Origin of the sequence: Enterococcus sp. DIV0840 (assembly GCF_050527835.1) — a bacterium.
GTDB lineage: Bacteria > Bacillota > Bacilli > Lactobacillales > Enterococcaceae > Enterococcus_L > Enterococcus_L ureasiticus.
Genome location: NZ_CP172876.1, coordinates 699,640 through 722,717 on the forward strand (window position 1 = coordinate 699,640; position 23,078 = coordinate 722,717).

At 37.4% G+C, this 23,078-nt stretch carries 11 protein-coding genes; all 11 read left to right on the plus strand.

What is annotated here, in order from left to right:
- Positions 1–46 precede the first annotated feature (46 nt).
- A complete protein-coding gene (locus IGL98_RS03315) occupies positions 47–1,303 on the plus strand; it encodes a glucosaminidase domain-containing protein (RefSeq protein WP_206911934.1) in 1,257 nt (418 codons plus the stop codon).
- A gap of 21 nt (positions 1,304–1,324) precedes the next feature.
- On the plus strand, positions 1,325–6,898 hold the full coding sequence (locus tag IGL98_RS03320) for an InlB B-repeat-containing protein (RefSeq protein ID WP_206911933.1): 5,574 nt from the start codon (positions 1,325–1,327) through the stop codon (positions 6,896–6,898).
- Positions 6,899–7,229: 331 nt separating this feature from the next.
- The gene (locus IGL98_RS03325) at positions 7,230–11,213 is read left to right on the plus strand and encodes a MucBP domain-containing protein (protein WP_206911932.1); all 3,984 of its coding nucleotides are present in this window, start codon (positions 7,230–7,232) and stop codon (positions 11,211–11,213) included.
- A gap of 288 nt (positions 11,214–11,501) precedes the next feature.
- A complete protein-coding gene (gene kdpA / locus IGL98_RS03330; protein ID WP_206911931.1) occupies positions 11,502–13,184 on the plus strand; it encodes a potassium-transporting ATPase subunit KdpA in 1,683 nt (560 codons plus the stop codon).
- Positions 13,185–13,203: 19 nt separating this feature from the next.
- Positions 13,204–15,264: a potassium-transporting ATPase subunit KdpB gene (gene kdpB, locus IGL98_RS03335; RefSeq protein ID WP_206841400.1), complete on the plus strand. Its 2,061-nt coding sequence runs from the start codon at positions 13,204–13,206 to the stop codon at positions 15,262–15,264.
- Positions 15,265–15,278: 14 nt separating this feature from the next.
- Entirely contained in the window at positions 15,279–15,809 is a 531-nt protein-coding gene (locus tag IGL98_RS03340; protein WP_206841403.1) for a potassium-transporting ATPase subunit C, read from the plus strand.
- Between the two features lie 15 nt (positions 15,810–15,824).
- Positions 15,825–18,485: a DUF4118 domain-containing protein gene (locus IGL98_RS03345; RefSeq protein WP_206911930.1), complete on the plus strand. Its 2,661-nt coding sequence runs from the start codon at positions 15,825–15,827 to the stop codon at positions 18,483–18,485.
- Complete coding sequence (locus IGL98_RS03350; protein ID WP_206911929.1) at positions 18,485–19,171, plus strand: response regulator transcription factor; 687 nt, start codon at positions 18,485–18,487, stop codon at positions 19,169–19,171. The genes IGL98_RS03345 and IGL98_RS03350 overlap by 1 nt, the downstream gene beginning before the upstream one ends.
- A gap of 448 nt (positions 19,172–19,619) precedes the next feature.
- Positions 19,620–20,741, plus strand: coding sequence for a glycerate kinase family protein (locus tag IGL98_RS03355; protein ID WP_206911928.1), 1,122 nt, complete (start codon positions 19,620–19,622; stop codon positions 20,739–20,741).
- Positions 20,742–20,982: 241 nt separating this feature from the next.
- Positions 20,983–21,663, plus strand: a complete 681-nt coding sequence (locus IGL98_RS03360) for an ABC transporter ATP-binding protein (protein ID WP_010766099.1) — start codon at positions 20,983–20,985, stop codon at positions 21,661–21,663.
- On the plus strand, positions 21,664–22,947 hold the full coding sequence (locus IGL98_RS03365; protein WP_206841411.1) for an ABC transporter permease: 1,284 nt from the start codon (positions 21,664–21,666) through the stop codon (positions 22,945–22,947).
- Positions 22,948–23,078 lie beyond the last annotated feature (131 nt).

Sequence of the window (23,078 nt, forward strand, 5' to 3'; positions counted from 1 at the left end):
CGGGTACATGAACAAAAATAGGTACTTATATCAAAGGAGAACATATATGAAACACAAAATATTTGCATTGATCACCGTGTCGTTATTATCAGGAACAAGCGTAGCTCCGACAATTGCTCATGGCGTAGAATCGGAAAAAACAGATACAACTATGCCCGTTGAAAAAGCAACAGAGACCTCAAAAAGCGAAAAATCTGAGCAGCAAGAAGAGACACAGACAAGTGAATCTACAGAAAATACTACAGAAATATCTGATGTTGAGCAACCTGTTGTTACACAAGAAAGTTCTACAGATCCAACTGATGTGTCAGTAGAAGAATCAAGTACATATAGTGAAGCCGAAACAACCATTGCTATATTGCCAATACAAGAGGATATTTCAGTTAGTTGGGATGGTACGACAGATGACTTTATCCAACGTATCGGCGAACATGCCCGAAAAATCGGACAAAAGCATAGTTTGTATGCATCAGTAATGATTGCGCAAGCAATCTTAGAATCTGGTTCTGGCAGCAGTCATTTAAGTGTAGAACCCTATTTTAATTTATTTGGCATTAAGGGAGATTTCGCAGGTGAATCGGTCTTTTTACCAACTTATGAAGATGATGGAGCGGGCAACTGGTATCAAATTTATTCAGCATTTCGCCAATACCCAAGCTATACCGAAACGTTTGAAGATTATGCAAAACTAATCCGCGAAGGAATTGAAGGGAATTCAACAATTTACGCTGGGGTTTGGAAAGAAAATACAGAGACGTATCAGGAGGCAACCCAATCATTGACGGGTGTATATGCGACAGATACCCAATATAATCAAAAGTTAAATGCATTGATCGAAGAATATGAATTAACAAAATACGATCAAGCGCAAGCAACGACAGGAAGCGGTATTATTGTGACCGACAGCCATCCAGACAGCGATTTTGAGCGCTACTCAGGAGAAAATTATTCAGGAGCAGAATACTACGCTTCTGGAAATTGTACGCAATATGCGTACAATCGCATCGTTCAGTTAGGTGGTTACCTAGATGTAAATATGGGAAATGGTATGGACTGGGCTCAAACAGGTACTGCTCGCATATACAAAGTAACGAATACACCGAAAGCAGGAACCGCAGTTAGCTTTCAACCAGGGGTAGCAGGAGCAGACAGCACATATGGACATGTGGCATTTGTCGAACATGTTTATGAAGATGGTTCGATTTTAATTTCAGAAATGAACGCTGTTGGAGAAGGAATTGTATCATTTAGAGCAATTGATCAACAAACTGCAACTATCCTATCGTATGTAACACCAAAATAAAAATATGTAAGGAGATTGGTAATGAGAAGAAAAGCTCTACTATTAAGTGTTGTATTTTCGATGTTGATGGCGCAAGTGAATCCAAGTATATTTTTCGCTGAAGGAACAAAAAAAGAAGAGGGAGCTACAGTAGATTCGACTTCGACAACATCAGAAAATACTGAGAATATCGAACAAAACACACAAACAGCACCAGAGGAAAGTAGCTCAGTTGTTTCAGAATCATCTACTTCTACTGAGCAACCAACCAAAACAGCGAATCCTGATGGACCTAATGTAATTTTTGAACCAAATGCATCAGATAATGTGGCTTTTGACGGAAATGATCTTAGTACGACAACGTCCCTTTCGTACAATGGACAAGATATTCAAAAAACAGCCAAAGTTATTGCAATCAACACTTCATTTTCACCAACGGCAACAAACAAGAAAGTCAATATCCGTTTAAACAGCACGCTGAAATTAGGATCAGCACCAGGTCTTTCATACAATAACAACACATGGATCTTTAGAGCATCCTCATTACCGATCCAGTTACAAGGGTTGATTACAAACGCCTATTTCGTTCCTGCGGGTGAGTATAACAAAGTAACAGGTGCAGGAGAACTGGTTTATGAATTTTCACAAGGAACCACAGCTGCCACATTCGACGTTTTAGCTAAACTGAATTCTACGTATAGTATGACAGGACCGACAGCAGAACGAACATTTGCAGATACGATCGTAATCAATAAATCACAAACGCAAGCAGGTATAGAACAAGAAGATCTACTTGGAAAATTAAATGAGTTAACACTTACGGCAGGGAAAGGTCTTAGAATGACAGTCATTCCAGGTAAATATATTATTAATAACTATCATTCTCCTGGCGACACTGGCTCATTCAAATTAGGCTTACTTGATTATCTCGGCACATTATCTAATCCAGTTCAAGAATCATATATTGAAGAATACACCGTAACATTGGTTTTTGATAAAAAACTTGGATTTGAGAACATATCAGAACCTAAAGGAATGGAGGCATTTGAAGTACTTTCAGTTGACAACGAAACTAGTACAACGAGAACCTTTGTAAAAGTGAAGTTCAATAAGTTTACAACGTCAGCCCCAGGTACAGATAGTCTGACAATTACAGTGAATTATACAATTCCAGAAGGCACACCAGTGGGTAGCTTTACGGCAATAAACACCGTTGGTGATTCTGGTACAGTAGTGGATGTATTAGGAGAAACAATTACTCAAAGTACAAACTTAGGCTACGCATCATCCAATAAAATTACGATTGCCGAAAATGATGAAATAACTTCGTTAAAAGCAGGAGGATTTGGCACCAATACAATCGGTTATGTTGACCAAAAAGAAGATGGTCCCATTTATTTAGGGGCACTTACTTTCTCTAACCAAACGGCTCATCCGATAAATGCCCAATCATTTAAGCTAGACTTTGAAGATTCTAGCGCTTCAGTTGGAGTAGATGTTGTTAAATTTGCCTCTTCGATGATTGTTAGTAACGTTATTGTCACTTCTACTAAAGGCAATACGTATACTATTGATTCGGTTTCAGGAAATGTATTAAATCGTTCAACTATTGGAATGAGTGATAAAGATGAATACATCAAAAATGTTGTATTCGACATGGATCAAGAGTTTCCAGTAGGATATACACCAACAAATCAGTACAATAATTTTGCTGAAATTTCAAATAATCCAATTACTTATTATGGAGAAATTTTGTCTATTAATGAGGATAGATCTTATTCCGCAACAATTACGACCGTTGAAACAGGTTTACCGTTTGAAGATGAATCTGCAAGCACTGCAACAGGAACGATTATCTTATCGCAAGAGACACCAGAAGTTGTGTTTTCTTCTTGGTCAAATCTTTCAGAAAGAACACTTTTATCAGGACAGTCGTTTACGGCAGATGTACGCTTCTCATTACACAGCTATCGAGCAAGTAAAAATGTTGTAACAAAATTAAAAGGAACAGATCTTTATTTAAGAAATGGCGACTATTTAATTGTTGATCCTTCCACACTGAAAGTTACAGCAGGTGGTGTTACCTATCGCCCTGGTGACGGAAAAATGGTTGTCACAGAAGTAATTGATAATACAGGCAACTCAGCATATAAAATTGAACTTCCTGAGGCGCTTTTAGGAAATGTCGATGAAAATGGTGCAAGCTACCCACAATTAGCACTCTCATATAAATTTAGAACAAAAAATAGTACGCCAACAACTTCAATCAAATTAAATCATTTAGCATTTATTCGACCACATGATAAAGATTTTATTGTGACTAGTGGCGGAAATGCTGGAGATTTTGTAACGAGCAATGAATTTGATATTTTAGGAACCGAAGACCTTAACGAGAAACTAGGCTCATTGTCAAAATCAACTGCATTGAATATTCAAGTGCAACGCGAATTTATTGTATCATCAGCTGTTAGTACAGAAGGCGGTCTGTGGATCAGTCATGATTATGAATCCAATACAGGGATCTTAAATGTAGGAAAAGAAAGTGACATCGATTATCGCTTAACTGTAGCGAACAATGCAGGGAGCGAAGTAGAAGATTACACAGCGTTGATCCCAATTCCAAAAGCGGGAGAAAAAACCAGCTTAATGCCAGCAAAACCAGAAGATTTTAACGCAGATGTGCATCTTCAAAAAGAAGAATTTGGTTTTACTACATCATTAATGGAGCCTGTTACGACAAGCGGTAGCGTAGCTTATGAGTATAGTTATGCAACGACTTACGAAACAAATAAAGATTCTGCAAAATTTGTTTCATGGGATGAAATTAGCGATAAAAACGAGATTCGTATGGTAAAAGTTACAGCTAGCGAAAATCTGCCAGATGGTTATACAGAAGACGTAATGGTTTCATTAAAAGAAACAGATAAAGATGTCAAAGAACATGCTGGTAAAGCGAATAGCTACGGCGCCCGTACGTACAAACAAATTTTAGGTAATGCGGGGTACAAACCAAGTGAACCAAGTGCGATTCGTTTGAATAAAGGAATCATTAAAGGTCAAGTATTCGACGACAAAAACCGAAACGGTTTAATGGATGCCAGTGAATCAGGTCGAAATGATGTAACTGTTAATATCTATGAAGCAGGAACAACGAATGTAGTTGAAACAACAACGACTAAAAAAATTGATGGCGTAGAAGGCGCTTATGAATTTGCCGTTTTAGATGAAAAAGAACACCTTGATGTTACGTTTGTTAATCCAGATACAAACGATGGACTGCGCTTTTCACCAATGACAGAAGATGGTTCAACAGCAAAAGAATCTGCAGATCATCTAAGTGCTGTAACATCAAAAGTAACACCAAACAAAGATAATTTTGATCAAATTTCTGCAGGATTGATGACACCTGTTACGGTTACGTTAGATGCAACAACAGGAAGCATTACAGAAGGTGAAATCAAGAAATATCCTGGAGAAACAATCAATACAAAACCAGAAGCTGTTAAAGAAGGATATGATTTTGACAACTGGTATACAGAGAAAACGGGTGGTGAAAAAGTTACTTTCCCATACACTGTAGGTACAAAGGATGAAACAATCTATGCAAGATACAATCTGAATGAATATGATGTGATTTACCATATTAAGGGTGATGAAGTCAAAGACGAAACAGAAAAATTAGCGTATGATGAACTATTGACAAAACCAAAAGATCCAACTAAATCTGGCTTTAAATTTTCCGGTTGGTACACAGCTGAAACAGGCGGCAAGAAATGGGATTTTGAGAACGATAAAATGCCAGCTTCAAATCTAGAATTATATTCTAGATTTTCACTACAAGATTATGTCGTGACCTTTAACAACGAAGGCGATGAAAGTATGACTGTGAATTTGCCATATCAAGACCTGATTGAAGAACCAACTGAACCTGTGAAAAAAGGCTACAGTTTTACTGGTTGGTATATAGCGGAAACCGGTGGAAGCAAATGGGATTTTGCAACAGATACAGTGCCAGCACGTGACTTGACTCTTTACGCAAGATATACAATCAATCAATACACAGTTGAATTTGACATTGATGGAATAATTGAGCATTCTCAAACAAAGAATTATCAATCGTTTCTTGATGAACCAACAGAACCAAAAAAAGTTGGGCATAAATTTGCTGGTTGGTATATAAGAACAGAAGCGGGAACAAGAAACAATATTAAAGCACAGCAAGAAGTGAAATGGGACTTCAAGAAAGATAAATTACCAGATGGAAATATCACGTTGTATGCTAAATTCACTAAAAATACCTACGTTCTGTCATTCGAGAGTGAAGGAGCGATCATTGGAACTCAAAATGTTCTTTATGGAGATTTAGCGACTGAACCAGAAAACCCAGAAAAAGAAGGACATAGCTTTACTGGTTGGTTTACACAAGTAACTGGTGGCGACAAATGGGATTTTGCAATAGATACATTGGCAGATAAAGATACAACATTATATGCTCAGTATACGATCAATCAATATAATGTGTCCTTCGATAATCAAGGTGATATCACAACTGAAACTCTTGAATATGGAAGTAAATTAACTGAACCTACAGAAAAACCAGTGAAAGCAGGTTATACATTTGCTGGTTGGAAAAACCTAGCAACAGGAAAAATCTGGGATTTCCAAAAAGACACAACATTAGGAAATGATTTTACGCTGACAGCTGAATTTAGTGCAGATGATCAAACGATCGATTTTGATTTTAACGGCGGTAGCAGTAAAGGGGCAGATCATTTAACTGCACCAACAGATAGTCAAGTAGATATCGATGGTGTCATTCAACCAACGAAATCGGGTTATCAATTTATCGGCTGGTTTAATGGAGACGAACAAGTAAGTGGCACAATTTCTATGCCTGTTGGTGGAATGAATTTACAAGCGAGATGGACTGCGGCGGGTCAAGTGATCCACTTTGATTCAAATGGTGGTACGGGAGTCGATTCAGTTGTGGCAGATACAGAAACGACCGTAGATATCGATTCAAAAGTAACGTCTCGTCAAGGCTATAGTTTCCTTGGCTGGTTTGATGAAAAAGGTATTCAAGTTAGCGGAACATATACAGTAGTCGCTGGCGGCGCAACATTCACAGCGAAATGGAAAGCAGAAGATCAAATAATTACCTTTAATTTAGATGGTGGGAAATTAGATATACCATTAGAAGATATTGTGGCACCGACTGATACAGAAGTAAATCTTGCGTCAGTAAAATCACCAAACAAAGAAGACCATGATTTTTCTGGTTGGATCGATGAAAAAGGAAACAAAATTTCTAAAACAATCAAAATGCCAGCTGGCGGAATGACCTTGACAGCAAAATGGGGTGCAAAAAAAGTAGATCCTGTTGTTGATCCAGTAGTTACACCAGCTGACGAAGACAAAAAAGATCAACGTAATATTAAAAACAACGAACATAAATTACCATCAACAATCGGAGAAAAAATAGCGAAAAAACAAACAAAAGGAAAACTTCCGAATAGCGGTGAACAAGCCAACCTTTGGGTGATGTTTACTGGTTGGACACTATTGTTAGGCACGTTTTGGATTCTTAAAAGCAAAAAAAATAAAAATAGATACTGAGTAATTTAATAATAAATAAATTGAAATTTACCGAGAAGTCCTATTATTATAGTGCTACTTCTTGGTTAGATTTCTTTGAAAGAGAAGAATAAGTTCAATGGTGTTTAAATATGGAAAAAGAAAATCAGAGGATTATCTGCAGTTTTCGTGAGTAATTGAAAAAACAAAGGATATAATGAATTTTCATTTATTTGTATTGTATACGCTTTCTTTTTTGTGCGTAAATAAATATCCAATGCATTTTGATGAAGCAACAAATGTCAACAATGTCATTGATTAGATAGATAACAAAAAACAATGCTCAGATTTTTTTTACAGGAGGGAGAACAAAATGAAAACCAAAAGAATAGTAGCATGGATGATGTTTTTAATTTTAATGGTCCAATTCGTAGCAGAAACTACAATCAGTATGGTCGCAGTAGCTGAACAAGCAACGTCAGAAACAACTGAAACGCCGAGTCAATCAACAGAAGAAGCCGATCCAATTTTAACAGATCCATTAATAGATGAAACATCAATGACGGCGTCCACACAAAATGAATCTAAAACAGAAGCTTCAATCGCCACAAAAGAGTCTGAAACAAACGAACCATCAACAAGTGTGGAAGAAACCAAAACATCTGATTCAACAGAAATAACAAACGATACGCCAAAATTAAATCAAATAATCACAGATAACCTATTCCAAAGTATTAAACTCTACAAAAATGATAATACCGAAATGAATACTTCAGACACATTCGTTAATGGTGCTGGCATAAAGATGGTATTCAACTTTGCGTTTAGCAATAAAAATTATCAAATAGGTGATACCTGGTCAACGCAATTACCAGAACAGATTAATATAGCACGTGACCTTTCAGGAAGTTTTGCGGCAACAAATTCAGCAAGTTGGACAATTGATGCGGCCACGAAAAAATTAACAATCACTTTCTTACTCAACAATGTTTCTGATGCTTCGTATGATTTAACAGTATCAACAGGGACTAACAGAATTAATGCAACAAAGGAAGAAAATCAAACATTGGTTTTTGATACGGCATCTGGTAAAAAAACGTATAATCTTGAGATGCTATCAGATATAAAAAAAGGGTTAAACGAAACGAAAGCAATCTTAGATCGTGATTTTAATACAAGAGCAGCAACAATAGAATCACAATTTAATTTAGAGCGTTCAACAGCGGACAATCGTTATTTTGTAATCAGACCGGATAGCCGTTTTGATTCTACTAGTATTTCTAATGTGAAAGTTTATTCAAGTGTTGTCGATTTCAATGGAAAGCTAGAAGGAGCTAAAACACTTTTGAAAGAAGGGGCTGATTACTCTGTTGAGATAACTGGACAAAATACCATAGATCCACAAGCGAAAATTATCATGAAGAATAGCTTAACGAAAAAAGCAATCATCGTCACAAATGAAATCCTTGATATTGATGCAATTAATTTAAATAAATCTGATGCGATCGGTAATATGATAAATACATTTAGGATTGAAGCGAGAACATGTGAAACGATCGCTGGTCAAGCGGATAGTGAACTACACATGGCCTATAACCATCAACCCCATTTTGCAGCCTATCCTTTAGAAATAAGTGGTGTTTTCAACAAAGAAACTGGCAATGTGGATTGGACGATATTTTACAATTATCATGAGCGAAACTTAACAAGCGCAAATTCCTTAACAGCTGTTATCAAAGATACAGGGCTTGAATATGTTGGAAACTCATTATCTATCCGAAAATCCGAATTTATCCATAGATCAAATGGAAACTATACACTCAAAGATGTAGGGGATGGAAGCAGCGATATTAAAGTATCAATGGAAACAAATGGATCGTTTAAAATGGATTATTTAAAGAGTACAACGCAAGCATATACGATCAAATATTCAACCAAAAATACTAATCCAGCAGTACGTTACGTAACGAATACGGTGAATGATGGTAACAAAACAGAACTGAATAGTATCAAGATAACCACCGATTTTTTAAACAAAGAAGCGGGTTCAATCGACTTGTTTAATCAGACAATGGCTTGGACGATCACAGTCAATTCTGGGAATGCGACACTTACAAATGCATATTTAGAAGACTTTTTTCTAGGAGCAGTTCAAGACTACACTGATTTATTGGTTCAAGTAAAAGGATCGGATGACACCTTAACCGATTTGAGTGAAGGAATAGATTACACTCTTACAAAATTTCAAGGAAGCAGTTTGGCGTCAGCGTCAAAAACCTCTGGTAATGCATTGGCGCCCCCAGCAGTCCATAATGGAGGTGTTCGTGTCAATTTTATAGGGAAATATGCCTCCTTTACTGATACTATTCAAATAAACCTTGTAACAAAGTTAAATATTACAAAGGCTAAAGAAACAGTTAAAAATAAAGTGATTCTGCATGCGGATGAAATTCCAGATGACATAGAATTTGATGCAAGTGGGGTCTTTGAAACACCATACGCAGACGGTGGGAAAATCCTATTTGAACAGACAAAAGGGGATGAGTATTACTATCAAGATTGGTTAGTGTTAGTGAATTTAAATGGAGAGAACAATGGCAATGCTTCCATCCAAAATAGTTTAGACGACAATGTGGAATTGATGCCAGAAACTCTCCGTTATGAGGAAATCGACTCAACCGAAATGTTGAATAATATCAAAGATTATATTGTAAAAGATAAAAAATTAGCACAACCAGGTGATGCTGTCTATCCAACAAAAAGCAATATTGCAAAATCGGATGACATAGTTTACTCAAACAAAAATAGTATAACCGATACGGCGATCAATCTTGAATTTGACAATTTAGGAGAAAAACGATTAGCAATTAAATACAGAACACGATTCAAAGATAGATGGCATTGGGAAAAAGCGATAACCAACAAAGCAACAATGACATTAGGAAATAAAAGCAAAGACCTCTCTGTGAAGGCTAATCCTTTAATCAGTCACACAGCAGTCAAAAAAACTGTTTTGAAAGATCCTGATAGTAAAAATGTTGCGAATTGGGAAATTCAAACAAAGGACATCTCAAATATTTTGCAAGTTAAAGATCCAGTGATTACTGACACACTTGATAATGCTAAAACGAATGCATCATATGACCCTACTTCCTTTGTTGTAACAGAAAGTGCAACTGGGAATCGACTTGATCCTGATTTATATGATTTAGAAGTACATGCGAATCGTTTTAAAATCACATTCAAAAATTATACGGCAACAAGTAATTTTAAAGTCAATTACAGTACGATTAGTGAGTATACTGGGAAATTACAAAGTAAAGTAGAGATTGCATCAGATAGTTATGAGACGTTGCCAGACTACTTTCGGGTAGTAAATGTACCAATTACTTTAGACTTTACGAATGGTAGTGGTGAAGGGATTGTAAAAATAGCTGATTTTACGCTTACGAAGGTGGATGCTAACGATTCAAGCAAATTGTTAGAAGGAGCAGTATTTGAAATTTTCACAACAGATAACAATCCGACAGGGTTGAAAGTTACGACTGATGTAAATGGTAAAGCGGAATTTGAAGGGTTACCAGTTGCTGATTATCTGTTAAAAGAAATACAAGCCCCTGAAAAATATGATATCAGTCAAGAATATCAAGACGGAAAACTAATCACAATCGATGAAGATAACGCAACGAATACAGTAACAGTAACGAATAAATTAGCACCTGTACCAGCAACGATCGTAGTGAAATACCAAGATGATGCAGGTAAAGATCTAGCGACTTCAGATACATTCAACGGATTTGTTGGAGAGGCATACGTAACGACTGAAAAAACAATAAAAAACTGGTCAATCAAAACGATTCCAGCAAATGCAAATGGTGTTTATACTGATACCCCTCAAGAAATCATTTACGTGTATGAGCGAAATGATGCAGAGCCCGTAACGGTAAGACATCAAGATAAAGATGGTAATAAATTAGCCGAACCAGATGTTTTAAATGGAAAAGTAGGATTACCTTATGAAACAACTGAGAAAAAAATATCTGGTTGGAAAATGAAAACTAAACCTGAGAATGCCAAAGGAACTTTTAAAGAAGGCGCCCAAGAAGTGGTTTATGTTTATGAAAAAGAAGAACTACAGCTGCCTGAGGATCCAGCAGTTACACCACCAAAAGATAATACAGACGATTCAAAAGGAAAAACGAAGTTACCGTCGACAAATACAACAACTGTTGATAACAATAAAAAGAAATTACCGCAAACAGGTGAAACAGCCACCAATAATTTATGGATCATTGGTTTGATGATGCTAATGTTTATTATAGGAGACACAATGGTTGTAAATAGAAAAAAACAATAAGTAAGTCAGTTCATCAACTGAATAAGTAAAAAGTACGTTATTTTGAGAGAGTTTACCTTAGATAAACTTGCAAAATGGCGTGCTTTTTTAGTTTAGAAAATGAAACCCCTTCCCAACATAAAGATTGTATAAAGACCCAACTCAAACTTTAACACTATCTTTATATAAAATTTGATATCCTAAATCCATCAAATGAAAGAGAGGAATTTTGATGACGATTATTACTGGAATTATCGCAGGATTACTGCTTATTTATCTATTTTACCAACTATTTTGGGGGGATCAACAGTGAGCGCAATTATTATTCAACAAGCTATCTTCTTCATCGTTTTAATCGGATTAGCGATTCCGTTAGGTTTTTATATCCATAAAGTGATGACCAATCAAAAAACGTTTTTGACAAAAATCATCAGCCCGATCGAAACAAAGATCTATCAATTTCTAGGAACGCCGGCGCAAAAAGAAATGACAGCGAAGCATTATGGCTTGAGTGTTTTATTTTTTAGTTTCTTTTCGTTTGTTCTTTTGATGGCGATGCTTTTAGGACAAGGCTTTTTACCATTGAATCCAGAAAAACTGCCTGGAACTAGCTTTTCATTAGCCTTTAACACTGCAGCTAGTTTTATTACCAATACCAACTGGCAAGCTTATGCGGGAGAAGATACTCTATCCATCTTTACACAAGCATTCGGATTAACCGTTCAAAACTTTGTATCCGCAGCGGTTGGGATTGCCGTGTTGTTTGTTTTACTTCGTGGCTTCACAAATCGGTCAAGCAAGCAGATCGGAAACTTCTGGCAAGATTTAACGAAAATTATTTTATATATTTTAGTACCGATTTCTTTTATTGTTTCCTTGTTGTTGATTTCTCAAGGTGTCGTTCAAACCTTTGCTGGTTCTGTTGAAACGACCAGTTTGGAACTAGGGCAAAAAATATTTTTACCATTAGGAACAGTTGCCAGTCAAGTTGCAATCAAACAATTAGGTACAAACGGTGGTGGTTATTTCGGCGCAAACTCAGCACATCCGTTTGAAAATCCTAACTTGATCAGTAATTTTATCGAAAATTGTTCGATTCTCTTGATTCCAGCAGCATTGATCGTCGCCTTCGGTCTATTTGTAAAAGACTGGAAACAAGGTAGAACGATCATGATCGTTTCACTTGGTTTTTTAATCGCAGCACTGATTGTTGTGACGTTAAGTGAATATTACGGGCCGCAATTCAGTCACGTGATTGGTCAAATGAATATGGAAGGAAAAGAAACACGTTTTGGTATCGGTTGGTCTGCTCTTTGGGCAGTTAGCACAACGGCTACTTCTAACGGTTCTATTAATGCTATGCTAGATAGCTTTACGCCAATTGGTGGTTTGATTCCGATGTTCTTGATGCAACTAGGGGAAATCATCTTTGGCGGTGCCGGCAGTGGACTATATGGGATGATCGTTTTCATCTTGCTCGCTATTTTTATCGCTGGTTTATTAGTGGGAAGAACACCAGAATATTTAGGTAAAAAAATCGAACCTTTCGATATGAAAATGGTCTGCCTAGTCATCTTAACACCGTTATTATTAACCCTACTTGGAACAATGTTGTTTATTTTGAATCCACAAGCTATGTCTTGGTTGACTAATCAAGGACCACACGGTTTTTCTGAGATTCTTTATGCATTTTCTTCTCTAGCCAATAATAACGGAAGTGCTTTTGCAGGTCTAACAACAGATACGACATTCTTGAATATCTTAGGCGGCATCATCATGATCCTTTCTCGTTTTATTCCGATGTTGGCTGTGATTTACCTCGCTTCAAACTTAGGGAAAAAGAAAATCGTAGCAACTGGATCTGGAACACTTTCAACGACAAATACAACATTTGTAACGATGTTGATCATTGTGATTTTAGTGATTGGCGCTTTAAGCTTCTTGCCATCTATGGCGTTAGGACCAATCGCAGAACACTTTATGACAAAATAAAGTAAAGAAGGGGAAAAAAGTGAAAAATACACAAAACAAACGCACTGTTTATATAGATGCTTTTAAATCGTCCTTTAAAAAACTGGCACCAACGATCCAACTAAAAAATCCAGTCATGCTAGTTGTTTATCTAGGAGCAATCTTGACAACGATCCTTTATTTTCTAACATTTGCAGGCTATACAGATGCAGAACCATTCTTTATCCTAGCAATCGCCATTATTTTATGGCTGACGATTTTATTCGCTAACTTTGCCGAAGCCATCGCAGAAGGGCGTGGCAAAGCGCAAGCAGAAAGTTTAAAACAAGCGAAAAAAGAGGTTGTCGCGCATAAAGTAGCTTCAATAGAAGATGCGAAAACAAAAACATTCACGGAAATAAAATCATCTGAATTAAAAAAAGGGGATCTCGTTTATGTAGCAGTCAATGAGCAAATCCCAATGGATGGTGACGTGATCGACGGTGCGGCTTCGGTGGACGAAAGTGCCATCACAGGAGAATCCGCTCCAGTGATTCGAGAATCGGGTGGTGACCGCAGTGCTGTAACAGGCGGAACAACGGTTGTTTCAGACTATCTAGTCATCAAAGTGACCGCTGAAAATGGCGAATCATTCTTAGACAAAATGATTTCCATGGTAGAAGGAACCGAACGGAAAAAAACACCGAATGAAATTGGGCTGCAAATTATTTTAATCATGTTGACGATCATTTTTCTAGTCGTTTCAGCAACCTTATTGCCTTTTACCAAATTTTCAAGTGAACTTGTCGGCAATGGTTCTGCATTAGCCTTAACGACAATCATTGCATTGTTGGTTTGTCTGGCACCCACAACGATTGGCGCTTTGGTTTCTTCCATCGGAATAGCTGGAATGAGCCGCTTAAATAAAGAAAACGTGATTGCCATGAGTGGACGTGCAATTGAAGCGGCTGGTGATGTGGATATTTTATTATTAGATAAAACAGGAACGATCACATTAGGCAATCGCCGAGCAAGTGAATTTATCCCCGTTGCAGGTGTCAGCGAATATGATTTAGCCGATGCAGCTCAACTATCTTCTTTAGCCGATGAAACAGCTGAAGGCCGCAGTATCGTTATTCTAGCGAAAGAAAAATTCGATATCCGCGGCCGTGAATTAAATCATGTAGAAGTTGAATTTATCGAATTTACTGCAAAAACTCGGATGAGCGGTATCAATTACCAAGGAGACGAAATTCGTAAAGGTGCCGCTGATACGATGAAAAACTATGTGGAAGAAAAAGGGAATCGTTATCCTGAAGAATGCGATACAATCGTTCAACGGGTAGCCAATGAAGGTGGGACACCACTCGTTGTGGTCAAAAATAATCAAGTATTCGGTGTGATCTATTTAAAAGATATCGTCAAAAATGGCGTGAAAGAAAAATTTGAAGATATGCGAAAAATGGGAATCAAAACCATTATGATCACAGGAGACAATCCGATGACAGCCGCTGCGATTGCGGCTGAAGCAGGCGTGGATGATTTCTTAGCAGAAGCAACACCAGAAAATAAAATGAGTTTGATTCGTGACTATCAAGAAAAAGGGCACTTAGTTGCAATGACAGGTGATGGTACGAACGATGCACCAGCATTAGCACAAGCAGATGTTGCTGTAGCAATGAATACTGGCACGCAAGCAGCAAAAGAAGCGGGAAACATGATCGATCTAGATTCTAGTCCAACTAAATTGATCAGTATCGTCAAAATAGGAAAGCAATTGTTGATGACACGTGGTGCATTGACGACGTTTAGTATCGCCAATGATATTGCTAAATATTTTGCGATCATTCCAGTCTTATTTTTCAGTATTTATCCAGCATTAGATGCGTTGAACATCATGAAACTGACGAGCCCAACAACCGCGATTTTATCTGCAATCATCTACAATGCCTTTATCATCGTAGCGCTGATTCCGTTAGCGTTAAAAGGGGTGTCATACAAAGAAAAACCAGCTAGCAAAATCTTAAGTCACAATTTACTTGTCTATGGATTAGGCGGTGTTATAGCACCTTTTATCGCCATCAAGTTGATCGATATTATTTTGACTTTTGTTTTATATTAAAAAGGAGAAAAATGATGAAAAAAATAATGATCGCTTCACTGAAAAGTATTTTATTATTTACGATAATCTGCGGTGTCATCTACACCGCAGCAGTTACAGCTGTCGGACAAGTTTTATTTCCGAATCAAGCAAACGGCAGTTTGATAAAAGAACAAAAATCAGAAAAAACAGTTGTCACGGGCTCAAAATTAATTGGACAGACCTTTACAGAAGCAAAATACCTACATGGACGCTCCGATCAAGTCAGTCAATTGTCACCTGTTTCCAAAGAGCAAAAAACGCGTGTAGAAAAACGTGTACAAGCATCTGACAAAAAGCAAGTTCCAATCGATTTAGTCACAGCATCAGCAAGCGGCGTCGATCCAGAAATTTCCATAGATGCTGCAATGACGCAAGTTGATCGAATTGCAACTACTAGAAATATGAAAAATAGCCAAGTCCGTGCTATAATCAAACAAAATATCACTGGGGTTAAAATTGGAACCGTTGATTCACAACGTGTGAATGTTTTAGGAGTCAATCGGTCTCTAGATGAGTCTGAATAAAGGATGGAATAACAAGTGGAAGATGAACGTTTAGATCCTGAACAGCTATTAGAAAAATGGAAGAAAAACGAACAAAGCCTGAGGTCTGGTCGACTGAAGGTTTTCTTCGGTTATGCAGCAGGTGTAGGGAAAACGTACGCCATGCTAAAAGAAGCCCACGAACAACTAGAAGAAGGTAAATCAGTCTTAATCGGTTACGTAGAACCTCATGCTCGTCCAGAAACGGAAGCTTTAGTTTCTGGATTACCTACAATACAAACGAAAAAATACGAATATAAAGGCATCACGATCAATGAGTTTGATGTAGACGAAGCTCTAAAAGCTAAACCAGATATTATTCTGGTCGATGAACTGGCTCATACAAATGCGATCGGCGCTAGAAATAAAAAAAGATACCAAGATATTGAAGAATTACTAAAGGCTGGAATCGATGTCTATACAACCGTCAATGTGCAACATATCGAAAGCTTGAATGACATAGTAGAACAAGTGACTGGTGTTCATATTTCTGAAACCGTACCGGATACATTTTTTGAAACGAGCGCTTTAAAAGTAGTCGATATTGAGACCGAAGAGCTATTGGAACGACTGAAACAAGGAAAAATCTATCACTCAGAAAATGCTAAAAAAGCCATGGCCAATTTTTTTAAAACAGATAATCTAACGTTATTAAGAGGCCTAGCGATTCGAAAAGCATCCGATCATATCAACACAACCAATCAACAGGAAACACAAAAAAGTGCCGGCATTCATTCTAAATTATTAACGATCATTGATGAAAAAAATCCGGATATGACCAAAAAATGTCTACGCTGGACGGCTCGTTTAGCTCAAGCTTTAGGCACGGAATGGATCGCGTTAGAGATTTTAGAAGACATGTCTGAGCATTCAGAATCAGATAATTCAAAACTCGCAGCAAAACTTGGTGGTGAAGTCGTCACCTTAGAAAGTGACAACCAGCGGGATACGATCGTTCAATATGTGAAAATGCGAGGTGTTACCGATCTAGTAATGGGTAAAGTCATCAAGCGCTCTCGTTTTATTCGCTTGTACCGACCAGATTTGGAGGATGAACTGATTGCTTTTATTCCAGATGTGGATATTCACTTAGTTCCGTATCAATCCAATAAGTATCTACTAAATAAATATGCCGTTAAGAAAAAGAACTTACATAGTATATTTACTTGGAAAGATTTTTATATGACTTTAGGATTACTTGCAGTGGCAACGTTACTTTCTGAATTGGGCTCTTATTTTCATATTGGCGATCAGAACTTGATTTTGATTTATATACTTTTTGTTTTGCTAGTGGCTCGGATAACGACGGGCTATTTATGGGCAGCATTGGCCTCGATTGCTAGCGTTTTGATGTTTAATTGGTTTTTCGTTGAACCACTTTTTTCTCTAACTGTCTATAAACAAGGCTATCCAGTCACGTTGATTTTCATGCTTTTGGTGGCTTTGTTGGTCAGTAATTTAATGATGCAAATTAAAAAACAAGCATTCTATGCGATGAAACGTGAACATCAATTAGAAATTTTGTACGAGCTCAATAAAAAATATCTAGTCACCCATGATCAAAAAGAAATCTTAGCGACAACGGCTGAATATCTATCGAATATGTTAGATAGAGAAGTGGTTTTGTATGGAGAACAAGAACTGAAAAATCCAGCCGGTGCACCGATCAAAGGGCCTTTAAGAAGTTTAGAAGAGCTCGCTGTTGCCAATTGGGTGTTTGTGAATCAAAAAGAAGCAGGTTACGGTACTGATACATTGATGGGAGCAAAAGCTCTTTATTTACCTGTTTTATCAAACGGTGTCACACTAGCCGTGATTGGGATCGAAAAAAGCAAAGAAAATCCGATTACAGATGAAATCATCAGCTTTTTAGAACTGATCTCTACCCAACTCGCTTTAGCAATCGAACAAAATAAACTGACATCAGAGCGGCAGCAAATTTTATTTGAGAGTGAAAAAGAGCGGATGCGGGGAAACTTATTACGAGCAATCTCCCATGATCTGCGCACGCCGCTTACTGGAATATCGGGATCTGTTGAAACCATTTTAAATGATAATGACACAGCAAAACTTCCAGCAGAAACCAAACGTAAACTACTTGTTGGAATCAAAGATGATGCGGATTGGCTGATTCGTATGGTGGAAAATCTATTGTCGATCACTCGAATCAATGAAGAAACGATGAAAGTTGCGAAAAGTAAAGAAGCCGCAGAAGAAGTTGTGGCATCAGCCATTCAACGCATTAGAAAAAGTTATCCAACTAGTGAAATCAATGTCTCATTACCAGATGAATTTGTGTTAGTGCCAATGGATTCTATCTTGATCGAGCAGGTTTTGTTTAACTTAATGGAAAATGCTATTAGACACTCAAACAGTGAGTCGCCCATTTTTGTGACGGTTTCTTTAACTGAAAAAGAAATCACGTTTGAAATAGCGGATCAAGGGAAAGGCTTGACCACAGAGCAACTAAAATTGTTGTTTAACGGGATGGCTAAACAAAGTACGCCAGTGGATTCTAAGAGCGGAATGGGAATCGGTTTATCTATTGTAAAAACGATCATCATGGCGCACGACGGAACACTTATTGCTGGAAACAGACCACAAGGCGGTGCGATCTTTACATTTACTTTACCGCTAGAGCGAAAGGAGCAAAAATAATGGCAACGATTTTGATTGTTGAAGACGATGATGTAATCGCTGAATTTATGGGGGCTGTTTTGGAAAAAGAAAAGCATACGATTCATTTGGCGCATTCAGCTTTGGAAGGATTATCAACATTTCGAATGTGGTCCGTAGATCTGATTTTACTTGATTTAGGTTTGCCAGATCAAGATGGGATCGAAGTGTTAAAGAAGATTCGTGAGACCTCTCCTGTACCGATCATCATTATTTCAGCTCGTGATCATGAAAATAATAAGGTCGAAGCGCTGGATCTAGGTGCGGATGACTACATCACAAAACCTTTCGGGACACCAGAATTACTCGCAAGAATCAGAACTGCTTTAAGGCATGCTACAAGTAATTCCAATCCACAATTAGAAGTGAAACAAATCAACAATGGCGATTTGTGTATCGATATTGAACACCATACTGTCAGCAAAAAGGGAAATGTGATCCACCTAACACCAAATGAATACAAGATCATTCAAGTTCTTGGTGAAAATATAGGAAAAGTACTGACGCACACTTATATTTCTCAGAAGGTTTGGGGACCGTATAGTAATGAAAGTCAAACGCTTAGGGTAAATATGTCAAATATTCGTAAAAAAATCGAAGACAATCCGGTTGAACCAGAGTATATTTTGACCGAAATTGGGATTGGGTATCGGATGTTGGAAAAATAAGAAGGAATTAACGAAAATGACAAGAAACACGAAATTTTTAATTTCGATGTTGAATGATTCCTAATCGGTGCTCTTCAAATTTTTGTGACCAAGTAGGTATTGTGCAACATCAGCTCATTACATTCACTGTGTTTTACAACAATTTCAGCTTATTTCCGAAGCCTTCAAATCTTAGTGCTTTAGCACTTAGAATTTGATGTGATCGAAGCGAAGGCCTTTAACTCTAGCATGTTTCATGCGTAGAAGTTAATGAGATCGAAACGAAGTGTAGTGTAGTAGTTGCTTCTGCTCCCACCGTTTATTCGCATCTAGAGCCCGAAACAAAACTGATTTTTAGTTTTGTCTCGGGCTCTTTTTCTTGAAAACAAGAACATCTATTGTACGTATCCAACGTCAAAGGATGATAGAATAAACAATAGGATATTAAGTAGAAAAAGGAGGGCTGAAAATGAATGTTGTAACAGCTATTGATTCCATGAAAGGATCTTTATCCAGTATTGAAGCAAATCAAATCATTGCAAAAGTGTTTACAGAACAAGGGCACATTGTCAAAGAAATAGCGATTGCGGATGGCGGTGAAGGGACAGTAGATGCTATTGTAAAAAATAGTAACGGTCAGAAAATTGAAGCTAAAGTCCATGCTTTAAATGGACAGTTAGTGACTGCTGAATTTGGCTGGTTTAACTTTGAAAAGCTAGCTGTGATTGAAGTTGCTGCAGCTTCTAGTATTCAATATTTAGATGGAACAAAATCGACTCATCCACTGAATACCTCAACTTATGGCACTGGAGAATTGATTTTAGCAGCAATCGATCAAGGCGCACAAACGATCGTTATAGGCTTAGGTGGAACAGGAACAATAGATGGCGGGATGGGGCTATTAAGTGCTTTAGGTGTTGCATTTTTTGATCAAGAAAATCAGCTATTGCCTGTTAAAGGGAGTAGTTTAGGAAAAATTGCTCATGTCTCTGCCGAACACTTAGATTCACGTTTGTCAGGTGTCAGCTTCCATATTGCATCCGACGTCACTAGCCCATTATTAGGTGATACAGGCGCTGTCTACATGTTTGGCCGCCAAAAAGGATTGGCGGAAAACGAATTGAACAACTACGAGCGTGGCATGAAGAACTACCAAGAAATAATCAGTGGAACGAAAGAGTCAGTTGCAGGAGATGGTGCTGCTGGAGGACTCGGTTTTGCTATCAGAGTATTTTTAAACGGAAGCGTATGTTCGGGATTTGAGTTTATTTCAGAACAGACTGGATTAGAAGAAGCGATTAAACATGCTGATTTAGTGATTACTGGTGAAGGGAAAATGGACAATCAAAGCCTCCAAGGAAAAGTCCCAGTTGGAATTGGACGTATTGCAAAAAAATACCAAGTACCAGTTATTGCTTTTGTCGGAAGTTTTAATGGCGATCATCAGCTTTTTTACGAAGAAGGTATTTCTGTTATCATTCCAATTGTCGATCGAATCACAACGTTAGAAGAAGCAATAAGTGAGGCAAAACGAAACTTACAAACGGCAGCTCTTCGGACCCTGGATTTATTGACACTAATGAAAAAATAATTGTCTAGCTTATGTTATCGAAAGAATTGAAAAACAGTACTTATTAGGATTACCAGCTAATGAGTAATGTTTTTTTTCTCCTCCTTAAGTCCAGAAAATATAGGTCTTAAGTACCATGACAAGAATGATGAATTCCCTCAGAATAGTAAGAGAGGTAAGGGGATGTAAGATGAAAAAAAAGGAAAAAGAGTAGACATTTAGTTGTAATAAAAAAAGAGAGAGAATCAGTGGAGGGGAAAACATGTCTGTAATTGAAGCAAGAAATATAAAGAAAAGTTATGGCCGTAATGAATCGAAATTTGATGCATTAAAAGGTGTGGATCTAAAAATCGAAGAAGGTGAATCCGTTGCGATCATCGGGAAAAGTGGATCAGGAAAATCAACTTTTATGCATATTTTAGCCTTATTAGATAAACCAACATCAGGAGAAATTTTATTAAATGACCAAGATGTAACAAGCATCGGTAAAAAAGAATTAGATAAAACAAGAAACAAACAATTCGGGTTTGTGTTTCAGCAATTTTTTATGAATTCTAAAGATACGGTTTTAAATAATGTAATGTTACCGCTAAAAATCGGTGGTATTTCAAATAGCAAACGTAAAGAAATGGCGCTTGAAGCACTGAAAGCTGTTGAACTAGACGATAAAATCAACAATAAAGCCAACAACTTATCTGGTGGTCAAAAACAACGAGTTTGTATTGCGCGTGCTTTAGTAAATAATCCTAAAATCATTTTTGCAGACGAGCCTACCGGAAACTTAGATTCCACAACAGGTGATAAGATCGAGCAGCTGTTATTTGATTTGAACAAAGAAAAAGGGATCACACTGATTATTGTCACTCATGATCCAGAACTTGCGGCACGCTGCGATCGTCAAATCCATGTGCGTGACGGATTAATTGTGGGAGGGAACGAGTAGATGAAATTTAGTGATATTTTAAAATCAGCCAGTTCAAATTTAATGCGCAATAAAGGGCGGACGATTTTAACGATCGTAGCCATTTTTATAGGAGCGTTTACCATTTCACTGACAACAGGTGTCAATATTGGGGTCAATGATTATATCGATAAACAAGTCGGCAGTGTCGGCGGTGAAAATCAAATCATGATCCAGCCCAAAATGACTGGAGGACCTAGTGAAGATGGCGAACCACAAAAATATGATGAGGATAAAAAAACAAGCTCAATGCAGCAACAAGAAACCTTAGATAGCAAAGATCTTGATAAAATCAAAGATATCAAAGGAATCAAAAATGCGGAAGCAATGAAATCTGTTTCAACAACCTACATTTCAGGAAAGAACAATGAAAAATATGTCTTTTCAGGAATGGCAATGGTAGAAGAATTGAATGTAGATCTTGAAGCAGGCAAAGAACTTGATCAAGATAGCTCAGAATTTCAGATCAATTTGGCACCAGAATATGTGAAATCGTTAGGCTATAAATCAAGTGAAGACGCAATTGGCAAAACAGTTAAAATTGCTGCACCTTCTGCGGCTACTGGGGAAGAAAAAGTAGTGGAAGCTACTATCGTAGGTGTACGTAACACTAGTTTGATCCAAGGTGGAATGTCTTTATTGAATCGTTCGCTTGTTGATGAAATCTCAAAAATCAACGAAGCAGGTTTACCAGAAACGATGACTGGACAATACGGATTGATCATGGGTGAAATGAGCAAAGATGTAACAAAATCAGAAATCACCGATGTAAAAGAACGTTTGGATAAAGCAGGCTATATGGGACAAACAGTTGAAGACCAAATCGGTATGATCAGAAACGTGATCAATGCAATCACAGGTGTCTTAACGATGTTTGGTGCCATTGCGTTATTAGCCGCAAGTTTTGGAATCATCAACACATTGTATATGTCAGTTCAAGAACGTACAAGAGAAATCGGCCTAATGAAAGCGATGGGACTAAGTAGTGGTAAAGTCTTTACGATTTTCAGTGTGGAAGCAGCATTGATTGGATTTTTAGGTTCCCTTTTAGGTATTTTAGGAGCAGTCGGTGCAGGTGCGTTGATCAATCAAATCGCAGCTGACTCATTCTTGAAATCATTATCAGGCTTTACCTTGATTCAATTTTCAGCCTCTTCATCTGCTGTGATCATTCTGGTAATCATGGGAATCGCATTCCTTGCAGGAACATTACCAGCGCGTAGAGCAGCGAAACTCGATCCAATTGAATCATTACGTTATGAATAAATATATATAGTTGGATTAGCTTTTATAAAATTAGAGTCAAGAGAATTAGATAGAAAAGTATTTATAAAAACAGGTACAATTTTGGTAATTATCAAAATCGTACCTGTTTTTATATAGAGAATAGGTTACTT